This window comes from Symbioplanes lichenis, assembly GCF_030709675.1.
Lineage (GTDB): Bacteria > Actinomycetota > Actinomycetes > Mycobacteriales > Micromonosporaceae > Actinoplanes > Actinoplanes lichenis.
On the sequence record NZ_JAUZQD010000005.1, the window covers coordinates 238,360 to 252,070 of the forward strand.

The 13,711-nt window shown below is 72.6% G+C and carries 9 protein-coding genes; 4 read left to right on the plus strand and 5 right to left on the minus strand.

The genetic code is table 11. The annotated features are described in order from the left end of the window. The first annotated feature begins 391 nt into the window (after positions 1 to 391). From RAN62_RS14010 to RAN62_RS14025, 4 genes are all read left to right on the plus strand, one after another. Complete coding sequence (locus RAN62_RS14010; RefSeq protein ID WP_438874508.1) at positions 392 to 4,099, plus strand: sensor histidine kinase; 3,708 nt, start codon at positions 392 to 394, stop codon at positions 4,097 to 4,099. After that, positions 4,096 to 4,500, plus strand: a complete 405-nt coding sequence (locus RAN62_RS14015) for a roadblock/LC7 domain-containing protein (protein ID WP_014447580.1) — start codon at positions 4,096 to 4,098, stop codon at positions 4,498 to 4,500. The genes RAN62_RS14010 and RAN62_RS14015 overlap by 4 nt, the downstream gene beginning before the upstream one ends. Before the next feature lie 92 nt (positions 4,501 to 4,592). Next, positions 4,593 to 4,967 carry a DUF742 domain-containing protein gene (locus RAN62_RS14020; protein ID WP_041834455.1) on the plus strand — a complete coding sequence of 125 codons (375 nt, stop codon included), beginning with the start codon at positions 4,593 to 4,595 and terminating at the stop codon, positions 4,965 to 4,967. A gap of 1 nt (position 4,968) precedes the next feature. Then, positions 4,969 to 5,556, plus strand: coding sequence for a GTP-binding protein (locus RAN62_RS14025; RefSeq protein ID WP_041832917.1), 588 nt, complete (start codon positions 4,969 to 4,971; stop codon positions 5,554 to 5,556). Between the two features lie 568 nt (positions 5,557 to 6,124). Here RAN62_RS14025 and RAN62_RS14030 read toward each other — a convergent pair. The 5 genes from RAN62_RS14030 to RAN62_RS14050 form a co-directional block, all read right to left on the minus strand. Next, the gene (locus RAN62_RS14030) at positions 6,125 to 7,654 is read right to left on the minus strand and encodes a hypothetical protein (RefSeq protein ID WP_305785026.1); all 1,530 of its coding nucleotides are present in this window, start codon (positions 7,652 to 7,654) and stop codon (positions 6,125 to 6,127) included. 231 nt (positions 7,655 to 7,885) lie between these two features. Further along, the gene (locus RAN62_RS14035) at positions 7,886 to 10,216 is read right to left on the minus strand and encodes a transposase (RefSeq protein ID WP_305785299.1); all 2,331 of its coding nucleotides are present in this window, start codon (positions 10,214 to 10,216) and stop codon (positions 7,886 to 7,888) included. A gap of 34 nt (positions 10,217 to 10,250) precedes the next feature. After that, positions 10,251 to 11,168 carry a SatS C-terminal domain-containing protein gene (locus RAN62_RS14040; protein WP_305785027.1) on the minus strand — a complete coding sequence of 306 codons (918 nt, stop codon included), beginning with the start codon at positions 11,166 to 11,168 and terminating at the stop codon, positions 10,251 to 10,253. A gap of 115 nt (positions 11,169 to 11,283) precedes the next feature. Next, entirely contained in the window at positions 11,284 to 12,138 is an 855-nt protein-coding gene (locus tag RAN62_RS14045; RefSeq protein WP_305785028.1) for an aldehyde dehydrogenase family protein, read from the minus strand. A 151-nt stretch (positions 12,139 to 12,289) separates the two neighbouring features. Continuing rightward, the gene (locus RAN62_RS14050; RefSeq protein ID WP_305785029.1) at positions 12,290 to 13,711 is read right to left on the minus strand and encodes an aldehyde dehydrogenase family protein; all 1,422 of its coding nucleotides are present in this window, start codon (positions 13,709 to 13,711) and stop codon (positions 12,290 to 12,292) included.

A 13,711-nucleotide genomic window follows, 5' to 3' on the forward strand; every position in this document is an offset into this window, starting at 1 on the left:
CTCGTCCCTACAAACACTGCACAATCCGGCATCTTGCCTTGCCGTCGGCGTCCCCGCGAGCCATCGTCTGTGCTGCCGCGATCGCAGATCGATCCGGCCGGAGAGGCCATCGTGGGGACCCCGCAAGGCCCGCCCGAAAGAGTGACGCTTAGAGAAGCACCAATATACGAGCAGTGATGATCCACCGGCGAGGTCCTTCCCTTGGGACGCGACTTCGCATCACACAAACGGTCCGGGTCAGGCTGCTCTTTCTCTTTGACACTCGTCGTGATGGAATCTCGGGGGCCCGACCCGGTGTGTCGGCCGTGTGCGGTGCCCGGTGATCCGAAAGCCGGGTCCGAATCAGGAGGACGGTGACGTGAGCAAGCGCCCTGAGACGGCGAACGCGGTCATGTCGCGTCTCCGCCGGCCGGCCGGCCGGTTGCGGGATCTACCGATCTGGTCGAAGCTCGGGCTGATCATGCTCGTGCCGACGTTGGCGACGATCATCGTCGGCACCAACGGGCTCATCGACCACATCGACGAGGCGGACAACGCCGAGAACGCCCGCACGCTGTCCGTGCTCTCGCAGGCCGCCGGTGGACTTGTCGACCACCTGCAGAACGAGCGCGCATTCGGCGTGGAGATCGCGACCACCCCGAAGAGCAGTGCCGACCGTACGTCCGCAGGCACGTCCTACGGCCGCGAGCACGCGAAGGTCGACGAGGCGAAGAAGAACTACTCGCAGCAGAAGAGCACGCTCAAGGACCTGCCCGAGCAGGCCCAGATTCTGCTGACCCGCCTCGACCGCAACCTCGAGGAGCTGCCCTCCATCCGCAGCCAGGCGGCGAACGGCGACCTCGGTGCCGACGACGTCGAGACCGCCTACCGCCCGCTGATCGACGACCTGCTGACCGTGCGTGACGTCGCCGCCCAGCAGGCCAACGACACCGACCTGGGTGGCCGCCTCCGGGTCGTCGCCGCGGTCGCCCGGGCCAAGGACTACATCTCGCAGCAGCGCGACGTGGGCCACATGACCCTCGGCGCCGGTGACTTCAACGCCACCATGCGCAAGAAGTACCTGACGACGGTGGCCGGCTACGACATCGCCGACTCGACGATGCGCCAGGTCGCGACGACCGACGACCTCAACCTGATCGACAAGGTCATCAGCGGTCCGGCCGAGCGGGCCGCCACCAACCTGACCCAGCCGCTCGACGGCCTCAGCGGTGACAACACGAAGAAGATCCCGTTCAACCGGGACACGTGGGAAACCGCGATGATCGGCTACAACGACCTGTTCCGCAGTGTGGAGAACAGGCTCGACGCCCAGATCGTCGACCAGGCCACCACCCTGCGAAACGACGTGCAGCGCCAGGTCATCATCGAGTCCAGCCTGCTGCTGGGCATGCTGCTGCTGGCCATCGCGTTCGCGTGGCTCGTCGCCCGGTCGATGGCCCGCTCGCTGCGCGAGCTGCGCCAGGGTGCCCTCAACGTCGCCCAGTTCGGCCTGCCCCAGGCGGTCGAGCGGCTGCGGGACCCGGCGCTGAGCGGCTCGCTCACCCCGGCCCAGGTCGCCGACCAGGTCGCCGAGCCCCTCCCAGTACGCAGCCGGGACGAGTTCGGGCAGGTGACCGAGGCGTTCAACGCGGTTCACCTCGAGGCGGTGCGCACCGCGGCCGAGCAGGCCGCCCTGCGGGCCTCCGTCGCGACGATGTTCGTCAACCTCGCCCGCCGCTCCCAGATCCTGGTCGACCGGCTCATCGGTCACCTCGACCGGCTGGAGCGCGGCGAGGAGGACCCGGACCGCCTGGCCGAGCTCTTCCAGCTCGACCACCTGGCGACCCGGATGCGCCGCAACGACGAAAACCTCCTGGTGCTCGCCGGTGCCGACTCGACCCGCGTGCAGCGCGAGCCCGCCGCCCTCATCGACGTGCTCCGTGCCGCCCAGTCCGAGGTCGAGCACTACACCCGCATCGAGTTCGGCACGATCGACCGGGACATCGAGGTGGCCGCCCACGCGGTCAACGACATGGTCCACCTGGTCGCCGAGCTCTTCGACAACGCGACCGCGTTCTCCCCGCCGAACAGCCACGTCATCGTCGAGGCGCGCCGCCTGGGCGACGGCGCGGTGCTCTCGGTCGAGGACCGCGGCATCGGCATCAGCCGCGAGCAGCTCCGCGATCTCAACGAGCGGCTCGCCAACCCGCCGATGGTGGACGTCGCCGTCTCCCGCATGATGGGCCTCGTCGTGGTCGCCCGCCTGGCCAACCGCCACGGCGTGCGGGTCGAGCTGCGCCCGGCCGACAGCGAGCGCGGCACGGTGGCCGACGTCGGCCTGCCCGTGAGCGTGCTCGTGGTGTCCAGCGCGGCCGGCCGCCTGCCGTCCGCCGAGAGCGGCTTCGTGCCCGACGACCAGCCTCGTCCCGCCTTCGCCGAGCCGCCGCTGGCGCTCGAGAGCGGCAACGGCCGGGGTGGGTTCGGCGGCGGCCGTCCGTTCGAGCCGCAGTCGCCCGGACCCAACGGCGGCATGATCGGGGCCGGCGCCGGCCGCTCGGTGCCGGCGTGGTCTGACCTCACCGGCGCGCCGACCGGCAGCTTCGACGCCCCCACCGGCTTCGGTGGCGGCGGCAACGGCTTCGGCGGCGCCAACGGCAGCAACGGCTTCGCCGGGGTCAACGGCGGCGGCGCCAACGGGTTCGGCGGCGCCAACGGCTTCGGCGGCGGCAGCAACGGCTCGCAGGGGGCCAACGGCTTCCACGGCCCGCGCAGCAACGAGCCGATCCCGCCGCTGCCGCAGACCGGACCGCAGGGCTTCGACAACCTGCCGCAGCGTCGCAACGGCGAGAACATGCGGCCGGACGAGACCGTGTCCTTCGGGCACACGATCCCGCGTCAGCTGCCGCCCAGCCCGGAGACGCAGGGCCGTCCGCCCTTCGTGCCGCCGGTCTCGGCGCCCCCGGTGCCGCCGATCTCCGCGCCGCCCGCGCCCTCCGCGTTCGCCGGCCCGGCCTCGGCCCCGCCCGCCCCGGGTCAGCCGATCTCGGCGCCGCCCGTCCGGCCGCAGTCGGCCCCGCCGACCTCGGGTCAGCCCGCCTTCGGGCAGCCCGTGAGCCCGGCCCGGCCGCAGTCGGCCCCGCCCGTGCCCTCCGCGCCGCCGGCCTGGCCGCCGGTGTCGGCGGAGCGCGACCAGAACGCCCCGCACGTCCCGGAGAGCCTCGCGGCCGCCCTGGACATGACGGCCGAGCTGCCGCGCTACCGGCCGAACGGCACGGGCCCGCAGCCACAGGTCGCGCCGCCCGGCGTCCCGCAGAACGGCACCCCCGTGGCGCCGGTCACGGCGCCGCAGCAGACCAGTGCGGCCGCGCAGATCGCCGCCGCCCAGGCCGCCGCTCGTCAGCGCGCCGCGGGTGACGTCGAGACGCAGTTCGCGGACGAGACGATGGAGCTGCCGATCTTCCGGGAGCTCGAGTCGGCCTGGTTCATGACGGCGAAGCCGGCCAAGCCGAAGACCGCGCCCGAGACCGAGCCGCAGGCCGGCCCCTCGGACGAGTCGGTCCTGTCGGCCCAGCGGATTCCGACCGGCGAGCCGGTCCGCACGCCTCCGCCCGCCGCCCCGGCCCCTCAGCCGGAGCCGGCGCCGGTGGTCCAGGCGCCGCCCGCCCCGGTCGTCCAGGCGCCGGTCGTCCCGGCCGCCCCGGTCGTCCAGGAGCAGGTCTTCGCCGCCCGGGACCCGGAGCCCGTGGGCGCGGTAGCGTCGAGTGGTGGCCTCAACGGTGGCGGCATGAACGGCGCTGCCGGTGGGGGCGCCGACGCCAACAACCCGTGGCGCACGGCGGCCGACGACGGCTGGTCGGCGGCCCGCAAGGCGGCCGAGATGCCCGTCGACACCACGACGGGCGCCGGTCTCCCGCGCCGCACGCCGATGGCACAGCTCGTGCCGGGTGGCGTCGACCGGGCCGAGACCTCGGTGCAGCGCCGCACTCCCGAGGCGGTTCGCGGGCTCCTGTCCGCCTACCACCGCGGTGTGCAACGGGGTCGCACGAAGGAAACGACCAACCCGGAGCTTTCTCCGGGAGGGCAGCAGTCCTCGCAGGCTGGCAAGGAGCATGAGGCATGACAAGTACGCAGGATCTTGGTTGGCTCCTCGCCAACTTTGCCGACCGCGTTCCCGGGGTGGCGCACGCGATCGCGGTCTCCGCCGACGGTCTGCTGCTCGCGGCCTCGCGGGACCTTCCCCGCGACCGTGCTGACCAGCTGGCGGCCATCGCCTCCGGCCTGGTCAGCCTGACCCAGGGCGCCGCCCGCTGCTTCGAGGGCGGCGCGGTGCTCCAGACGGTCGTCGAGATGGACAACGGGTTCCTCTTCCTGATGTCGATCTCCGACGGTTCGTCGTTCGCCGTCCTCGCCGCTCGCAGCTGCGACGTGGGCCAGGTGGGCTACGAGATGGCCCTGCTGGTCGACCGCGTGGGTGAGGCCTTGACGCCGGCGCCGCGATCGGCCGCCGGGGTCCTCGGCTGAACGGGTGAAGATCCGGATCCGTCCGGTATCTGTCCAAAACCTTGACAACGCGAGAAACTTCTATGGGCCGAGGGATGAGGTGAGCGGTGACGATGCCTGAACGTGATGAGCCGACCGGCGCGCTGGTCAGGCCGTATGCCGTGACCCGTGGCCGTACCCGGCCCAAGCTGGAGATAGCGCTGGAAGCGCTCGTCGAGACCACCGTTCGTGGCCGGAGCACCGGTACGGGCCGCGGCGGGAGCGAACACCAGTACATCGCAGCGATGTGTGACGGCGGCCGTGTTCAGTCGCTGGCAGAGATCGCCGCACGCATGCAACTACCGCTCGGGGTGGCCCGGGTGATCGTCGCCGACATGGCCCATGACGGGCTGGTGGCGGTCTACGAGCCCACATCGCTCGACGATGAGACCGATGCGGTGGGTACGGAACTGCTGGAAAGGGTGCTGAGTGGACTTCGCAGGCTCTGACATGTCGCGCCGGCCGACAGCCGGGCGCGTGACCTCGGCCAAGATCGTGATTGCCGGTGGGTTCGGTGTCGGTAAGACGACGCTGGTGGGGTCGGTCTCGGAGATCACTCCGCTGACCACCGAGGCCATCATGACGTCCGCCGGCGTGGGTGTCGACGACAACCGGCAGGTGCCGGGGAAGACGACAACCACGGTGGCCATGGACTTCGGCCGCATCAGCATCGACCGGGACCTGATCCTGTACCTGTTCGGAACGCCGGGCCAGACGCGCTTCTGGTTCATGTGGGACGAGCTGGTGCGCGGTGCCATCGGGGCGGTCGTCATGGTGGACACGCGTCGGCTCGCCGACTGCTTCGCCGCCATCGACTTCTTCGAGCACCGCCGGCTGCCGTACCTGGTCGCCATAAACTGCTTCGACGGCATGCAGTATCACAACGCCCAGGACGTGCGGGACGCGCTCGCGATCTCGTCCGACGTCCCGGTCGTGAGCTGCGACGCCCGCAACCGCGAGTCGACGAAGAACGTGCTGATCTCGCTGGTCGAGTACGTTCTGACGATGCGTCGCTCGCGCGCGGTCGCGCCGGCCTGACAGTTCGTCGCGGGTCCCGCTCTGGCGACAGAGCGGGACTTTTGCGTGCCCGCCGGGGTGCCGGCGGATGCTTCACGGCCGTTCCGGGACGGCCGTGCGTTCGTGCTGCCCGCCGTCGGCCCGCGGGCGCGCTGCTCCTGCCGGCCGTCGTCGAGCGGCTGCTGCCCGCCTTTGGCCGGCCGCTCCTCGCGCCGGCCGCCAAGGGCCGGTCGCTCACGGCGCCACCCTCTTGGCCGGGCGCTCTTGGTGCTACCGCCCCGAGCCGTAGCAGTGACCGGGCGCCGATCGGGTCGTGCCGACCTGAACCGCTCGCCTACCGGGATGGTGCCCGGCGACTCCGAAAAGGGGCTCAGTTGGCCTCTCCGGGCGTGAACGGTCAAACCCGCACCCGGCGAGCGTCATAGGGCCACAGCGGCTCTGGCGCCGCCTGAGGGCTTTCCGTCGGCCGAGCTTCGCGCGGCGGCGTTTGATTTCGGCGGTTCCGCTCGGCCCCACCCGGGCGGCGCGATCTGGCCAGGCTTGGCCGAGGTGAGCGGAAGTCATTTCCCGGATCCGGGCGGCGGGGATGTCAAAGGTATCCGCCGGTGGCCGGTGCGGGAACGGGGAAGTCCGTGCTTGCCCGGTCGGTGCCCCGGAGCAGCAGGAGTTCTCCTTGCGCGCCGGCCGTCGTTGCCAGCCACAGCGTGCCGGTGGCGGGGCAGCGGGCGAGGGTGGCGTCGGGGAATCGTTCGTTGTCCCAGGTGGCCGGGGCGGAGGATGTCAGATGGCGGTTCAGATAGGCGGCGGCATAGCTGCCGACGAGTGCGCTCGTCCGCCAGCATCGGCAGTCGCCGGCGTCGGAGAGGCGGCGGCGGTCCGCCTCGTGTCGTACGCGGCGTGCGGACTGCCAGTTGTGCCGCCGCATGATGGCCATCAGGCCTGAACCGATCGCGGTCAGCACAGCGGTCAGTACGGCGAAGAGGCCGCCGCTGACGACAGCGTGGGATGCGGTGCGGGCGATGGCGTCGGCGCGGCCGACCACGGCTCCGGCCAGCGCGCCGGCGATCGGCACTGTCGCGGTCAACACCGCTGCTACCACGATCGCGCAGGCGAAACGTTGTTCGGTATCCAGTAACCGAGCCGCAGGGCCCTGCCGAAGTCGCGAACCCGCACGCCACGCGGCGCTGTCCGCCGTAGTGAATCCGGGCACGGAGGCCGCGGCAAGGCGATGGACCAGCAGCACCGGCACCATCCCGATCAGGACCAGCGGCGGAAGGTCGGACCACACCGCAGCGGCCGCGGCCAGGGCCAACAGGGGCAGGTGGACCCACGCGAGTAGCGTCTTGCGGCGCCGGTAGCAGCGCATCGCCACCCGGGAAACAACGGCCTGCACGGCGGCCTTCAGCGCTGGAGCTTGCGGGAGTCGCTGAGACGCAGCATGAAGGAGCAGAGCTGAACCGGCGTTGTCCCCGCGTCGCCGGAGGTGCGCGGCGGCGGACAGAACGGGCTGCGGGTACTCGGTCAGGTCGGGATCACGGGCCAGGAACTCCTCGACCACGTCGATCAGGGTTTGCGCCGCTGACGCGGGCTCCTTCGGGTCGCGCCGCGCGACAACAGCGGCACAATATCGGGCCAAGGTGAACCGCGTGACGATCTGGTGCCCCTGCACCAGCGTGGTCCAAGCCTGGTCGGCCGGGCCGTAGTCTCCACGCTGCTCGGCTGCGGCACCGACGAGATACAGCAGCTCCCAGGACCCCGGTAGCGCAGCGACCGCGGAAAGTAACCATCGGTAGGCGCCAAGGTCGCCGTCGGCAGCTCGGCACGCAGCCAGAAGCAGATGCGGCCAAGACGCCATCGGCTCGGCCGGAAGCTGCGTGATGTGCTGCTGCGCCAGCAGCGTCAACGCGTCTCGCGGACGCCCGGCGAGCAGCAGAAGGCGGGCCAGGACAAGCGGGGTCCCGTCTCCGTCAGCGGACCGGTCGGCAACTGTCCCGAGCTCGAGCGCCGTGCGAAAGGCGTCCACGTCGTCGGCTGCCCTCGCCCAGTGCGGCACAGACGCCTTGATCAGCTCTGCCGTGCTGGGCGCCACGGTCGTCATCGGCAGCGCTGTACTTTCCACGGGCCGCACCATCGGCAACGCCGAGCGCCACCTGAGCACATCCACCGTGGCGGGCTCGGTGGCGCGGGCCCTCCGGTGCGCGGTCCAGAGAGTCAGCAGCCCGGCACTTGGTGAATGCCGGGCTACGAGACGAGCGACCCGCGGGCTGTTACGCCGTGGTCGTGCGACGCCGCGGGCTGCTACGCCGTGGTCGTGCGACGTAGGGGACTGTGGCGTCGTGGGGCGGGCGGGTCAGCGGCTCGGGAAGCCCGCGTTGCGGACGTCGTCCTCGGGCTGGCCGTCGCGGCTGAAGTCCCAGCCGCCCGCCGACTCGCGGCCCGGGCGGCCGCCGATGGCGTAGCCGCCGATCTCCTGGCCCCGGCGCCAGCCCCGGAAGTAGCCCGTGGTGTGGGCGGCGATGCTGGCGGCGTCGCGGACGATGCGGAGGGGGCGCTGCTCCTCGCGCTGCGGGGAGCCGGGGACCAGGTTGGCCCGGGGGACGCGCTTGGGCAGGCCGGCCGGGGTCTCCTCGGAGATCTCGGGGGCGGCGGCCTTTTCCGCGGCGCGCCAGCCGCTGTCCATCGGGCTGGTCCACTCGACGTTGTCGGAGGACGGGTCGCTGTGGCCGGTGAACCAGGCCGAGCGGGCGGCGGCGAAGATCAGCAGGTCGCCGTCGCCCTCGTTGGCCGCGACCGGCGGAGTGGTGCTGCGGTCGAGGGCCGTGAGGGTGGGGGTGCGGCGGGCCTGGGCGCGGCCGTTGCGGCCCTCCACGAGGCGGAGCGACGGGGGGTCGGCGCTGGCCGGGCCGGGGTCGCCGAAGCCGTTGACCCCGTCGACCAGACGCAGGGCCGCCGGCTCCTTGGGCATGTCCTGCCACGGGGGCTTGACGCGGCCCTCGGCCGGCGGCGCGGCGGGGGCGTCGTCGCCCTGGTTGAGCAGGGGCCAGTTGGCGCGGGAGCCGGGCTCGGACGGCTCGGCGGCGGCCCGCTGGGTGGGCATGGGCAGCGAGAAGTCGGTCGCGCCGGTGGCCGCGGGGGAGACGCCGGGGCGGGTGTTCGGGCGCGGCGGGATGACCGAGCGCTGACGCTCGGCGCGGGCGCTGTTGAGCGCGGCGTTGGTCAGGGTCGGGCGGAAGGGCTCGCCGGCGTCGGCCGGGGGCACCGAGCCGGGGCGGGTGCCCGGGGTGATCGGCGTCATGCCCGGCGGGGGCGGCGGCACGGAGACCGGCCGGCTGGGCGTGCCGCTCGTCGGCCGGGTCGGCAGGCCACCCTCCGGGCCACCACTGGTGGGCCGGGACGGCATGCTGCTGGTGGGCCGCGTCGGCATGCTGCTCGTCGGACGCGTCGGCAGGCCACTGGTCGGCCGGGTCGGCATGCTGCTGGTCGGGCGCGTGGGCAGGCTCGCCGCCGGGGCCGCGGGCATGCCGGGCGGCGAGGCGAGCGGGCGCGGCGCCAGGGGCGGCGTGTTGAGCGGGTCGGGGGCGAGCGGCGGCGCGTTCAGCGGGTGGGGGGAGATGGGTCCACCACTCGCGGCGGCCGGCTCGGGGCGGGTGCGGCGCAGGCGTGTGCCGGTGTCGCCGGCGCGCATCGACTGCAGCGACTGGATGCCGGTCGAAGCCGGGTCGGCGGCCCGGCGGGAGCCCGCCTGGCGGCGCCCGGGGGCGAGACCGGCCGCCTGCTGGCTGACGCGGGCGGCGAGCGTGCCGACGAGGGCCTCGCAGGCAGCGTCGCACGACTTGACGGCGCCGATGGCGTGGCGGACGGTGTCGGCCGCGGCCGGGGCGAGCGACTTGTTGACGCCGCCGCGGCGCGGGGACTCGCTGACCGCCACGACCAGCGCGGTCAGGGCGGCGACGACCTGGTCCTCGGTGCCGGCGCCGGCCCGGGTGAGCTCGGCGGCGACCTCCTCGGCGACCCGCTCGGGGTTGCCGTTGGTGGTGAGCCGGCCGGGCTCGGGCAGCGCGTCGAGGACGGCCAGGGCGAGCGGGTGGGACGGGTCGGGGTAGGCCCGCAGCGCCGCCGGATAGAGCTCGCGCAGCACCTCGCGCAGCGCCAGGGCGGCGGCGTGGCGGCCGTTGAGCATGGCCACGTGGGCGGCGAGCACCGGCTTGTAGCTGGTGAGCTCGCGCGGCGCCGGGATGGTGACGGCGGCGATGGCGCCCGCCTGCAGGGCCCGGGCCAGGCCCACGGCGCGCCGGGCGGCCGGGGGCGCGGCCCGCTCCTCCGGGGAGTCGTCGTCGGCGAAGCGCTCCGCGAACTTGTCGGCGGAGTCGTCGTCCGCGACCACGAGAGGACGCCCGGCGGCGGTCAGCAGCGAGGTGACCATGTGGTCGTCGCTGTCGGCGGCCACCGCGGACTCGGCGAAGCCGCTCGTCCTTTCCACGAGCAGCGTGCCCAGCTGGGCATAGCCCGCCGGGTCGTCGCTGATCTCGTGGACCCCGAGCAGCCGGCCCGCGTCGTCCACCACGGCGATGGTCAGTGCGGAACCGGCCGAGGCCGCTCGCACCCTCTCATCAGCCGACGCCAGACCGCAGTAAACGCGCACGAGCGCCACGGCGTCGTCCTCCTCCCCGGGACTGCGAATGTCAGGCCAAGGACCGATGGTCCCTGGTGAGGGGTCAGTCGCGCCAGTCCACGGCCGCGGAGATCTTGCCGATCACCGAACGCCACCCCAGACTCGCCTGCTGTGCCCCGATTTTACGGAGCTTGCGGCGACCGAAGAAACCGCCCATTCCGCCACTCTCGGCCGACCGCAGGGACTCGTCGAGGTCGTCCAGCGGTGACCCGGGCGCGAGGGCCAGGATCACCGGCTTGAGGCGGAGTGCGTGACCCAGATCACGGGCGACCTCGCCCGCCCCGATGAGCAGCGGCAGATCCCACGTGTCGTGCCCGCCGCGCAGGTTTTCCACCACGAGGTCGAGCTCGTAGCGGTCGTCCGCCGCCGGGTCGATGTCCGACGACTGTACCCGCTCGGCGACGATCGGCCAGGTGTCGAGCTGGGCCAGGTCGTGCGGCGCGCCCGAACGGAGGAACGACACCAGCGACTCGGGCGTCTTGAAGGCGAGGAGCTTGCCGCGGTGGCTGAGGAACATCGGAACTTCCTCGTCCGACGCCTCCTCGGCCGCCTCGGCCTCGGGCTCGTCGTCCTTGAAGTCCTCGGGGTCGGGCTCCTCGACCAGCTCGCCGTCCTCGTTGCGCAGCTCGGTGCCGGACGACTTCTTGCCCTTGGCGTCGGCCTCGCCCTCGGCCACCAGCGCCGCGAACTCGTCGTCGACGAAGACCTCTTCCTCCTCGGCGGCGCGCGCGGCGGCCGCGCGCTCCCGGGCCTCGAAGGGGTCGTCCTCGTCCGCCTCGATCTCGGTGGGCGTGAGCTCGGAGGCCTTCCGGTAAGCCCGGAGGGTCAGCGCCACGCCACCGGGCATCGCGATCTCGACCGGGGTGATGCGCACCTCGTCCCACAGCTCACGACCGGAGGGGCTGGACGCGCTCTCCTCCACCGCCGCCTCCGCGGCCTCTTCGGGCGTCTGGCTGGCCACGCTGACCTCCGGGTTGGTTCTCTCGAGCTGTTCGGACGGGTGAGTCTGGGCACACACCTTAGTGGCCTGTCCTGTGAGCCGCCCGACCGCGGTCACGAACCGCCGCCGGAACGGCTCAGAAGCCCTTCGTGTGCCAGACCGTCTTGATCTCCAGGAACGCCGTCATCGCCTTTACCCCGGGATCGGCGAAGAAATCGATCTCGGTCCCGGCGGGCCGGCGCACCCGCTTGAGGCTGCCCGCCGCGGTCCGCTCGAGCTCGGTGGCGAGCGCCGTGTCGCTGACCCCGGTGAGGTCGAGCCCGTTGACGTCGTCGTGCGACGCCAGCCACGGCGCGGTCTCGGCGGGATCGCCGGTCAGGAGGTTCACCACCCCGCCGGGTACGTCCGACGTGGCCAGCACCTCGGCCAGCGTGATCGCGGCCTGCGGGGCACCGGCGAGCACCACCACCGTGTTGCCCGTGACGATCGCCGGGGCGACGACGCTGACCAGTCCCAGGAACGACGCCGGCGCGACCACGGCGACGACGCCGGTCGGCTCGGGCGCGGAGATGTTGAAGTAGGGCCCGGCGACGGGGTTGGCGCTGCCGTGCACCTGCGTGATCTTGTCGGACCAGCCCGCGTACCAGACCCAGCGGTCGACGGCGGCGTCCACCTCGGCCGCCGGGACGCCCACCGCGGCGAACTCCGCGCGCCGGGCCTCCAGCATCTCGGCGACGCGATAGAGCACCTGGCCCCGGTTGTAGGCGGTGGCGGCGGCCCACTTCGGCTGGGCCTTGCGCGCCGCGGTCACGGCGTCGCGGGCGTCCTTGCGCGAGGCGAGCGCCACGTTGTCGCCGTCCACGAGATAGGTCCGTCCCGACTCACTGCGGGGGAACGCCCCGCCGATGAACAGCTTGTACGTCTTCCGCACCGCGAGCCGCGCGGAAGTCCCGGCACCCGGGGCCGTCGAAGAGGCGGCAGCCGGCGACAAGTCGGCGGTCGAAGAGGCGGCAGCCGGCGACAAGTCGGCGGTCGAAGAAGCGGCGGCCGGCGACAAGGCAGCCGGAGACGCCGCGGCGGGTGCGTCCGGCGAACCGCTGGAGGACGCGGCGGCCCGCGAGGCAGCGACGGAAGAGGACTTCTTAGGCAAGGTAGGCCTCCAGGCCGTGGCGACCGCCTTCACGGCCGTAACCGGACTCCTTGTAGCCACCGAACGGCGACGCGGGGTCGAACTTGTTGAACGTGTTGGCCCACACCACGCCGGCCCGCAGCTGGTCGGCGACGGCCAGGATCAGCGAGCCCTTGTCGGACCAGATGCCGGCCGACAACCCGTACGGCGTGTTGTTGGCCTTCTCGATCGCCTCGGCCGGGGTGCGGAAGGTCAGCACGGACAGCACCGGCCCGAAGATCTCCTCCCGGGCGATCCGGTGCGCCTGCGTGACCCCGGTGAAGATCGTCGGCGCGAACCAGAAGCCTTGACCCGGCAGCTCGCACGGCGGCGACCAGCGCTCGGCGCCCTCCGCGGAGCCGGCGTCGGCCAATGTGCGGATGCGGTCGAGCTGCTCGGCCGAGTTGATCGCGCCGATGTCAGTGTTCTTGTCCAAGGGGTCGCCGACGCGCAGGGTGGCCATCCGGCGCTTGAGCGACTCGAGCAGCTCGTCGCGGATCGACTCCTGCACCAGCAGCCGCGAGCCGGCGCAGCACACGTGGCCCTGGTTGAAGAAGATGCCGTTGACGATGCCCTCGACGGCCTGGTCGATCGGCGCGTCGTCGAAGACGATGTTGGCCGCCTTGCCGCCCAGCTCCAGCGTGAGGCGCTTGCGGGTGCCGGCGACCGAGCGGGCGATCTGCCGGCCGACCTCGGTCGAGCCGGTGAAGGCGACCTTGTCGACGCCCGGGTGCTCGACCAGCGCGCGGCCGGTGTCGCCCGCGCCCGTGACGATGTTCACGACGCCGGGCGGCAGGTCGGCCTGGCGGCAGATGTCGGCGAAGAAGAGCGCCGACAGCGGCGTGGTCTCGGCCGGCTTGAGCACGACCGTGTTGCCGGTGGCCAGCGCCGGGGCGACCTTCCACGCGAGCATGAGCAGCGGGAAGTTCCACGGGATGACCTGCGCGGCCACGCCGAGCGGGCGCGGGTCGGCGCCGAAGCCCGCGTATTTCAGCTTGTCGGCCCAGCCCGCGTAGTGGAAGAAGTGCGCGGCGACCAGCGGCAGGTCGACGTCGCGCGACTCCTTGATCGGCTTGCCGTTGTCGAGCGACTCGAGTACGGCCAGCTCGCGGGAGCGCTCCTGGATGATCCGGGCGATCCGGAAGAGGTATTTGGCGCGCTCCGAGCCGGGCAGCGCGGACCACGGCCCGAAGGCGCGGCGGGCGGCGGCCACGGCGAGGTCGATCTCCTCGACTCCGGCCGACGCGACCTCGGCCAGCACCTCCTCGGTGGCCGGATTGACCGTCTTGAAGGAGCCGGCGGCCGACTCGCGGAAGGAACCGTCGATGAAGAGCCCGTACGACCCGGCGATGTCGACGACCGACCGGGACTCGGGAGCGGGGGCGTACTCGAACAT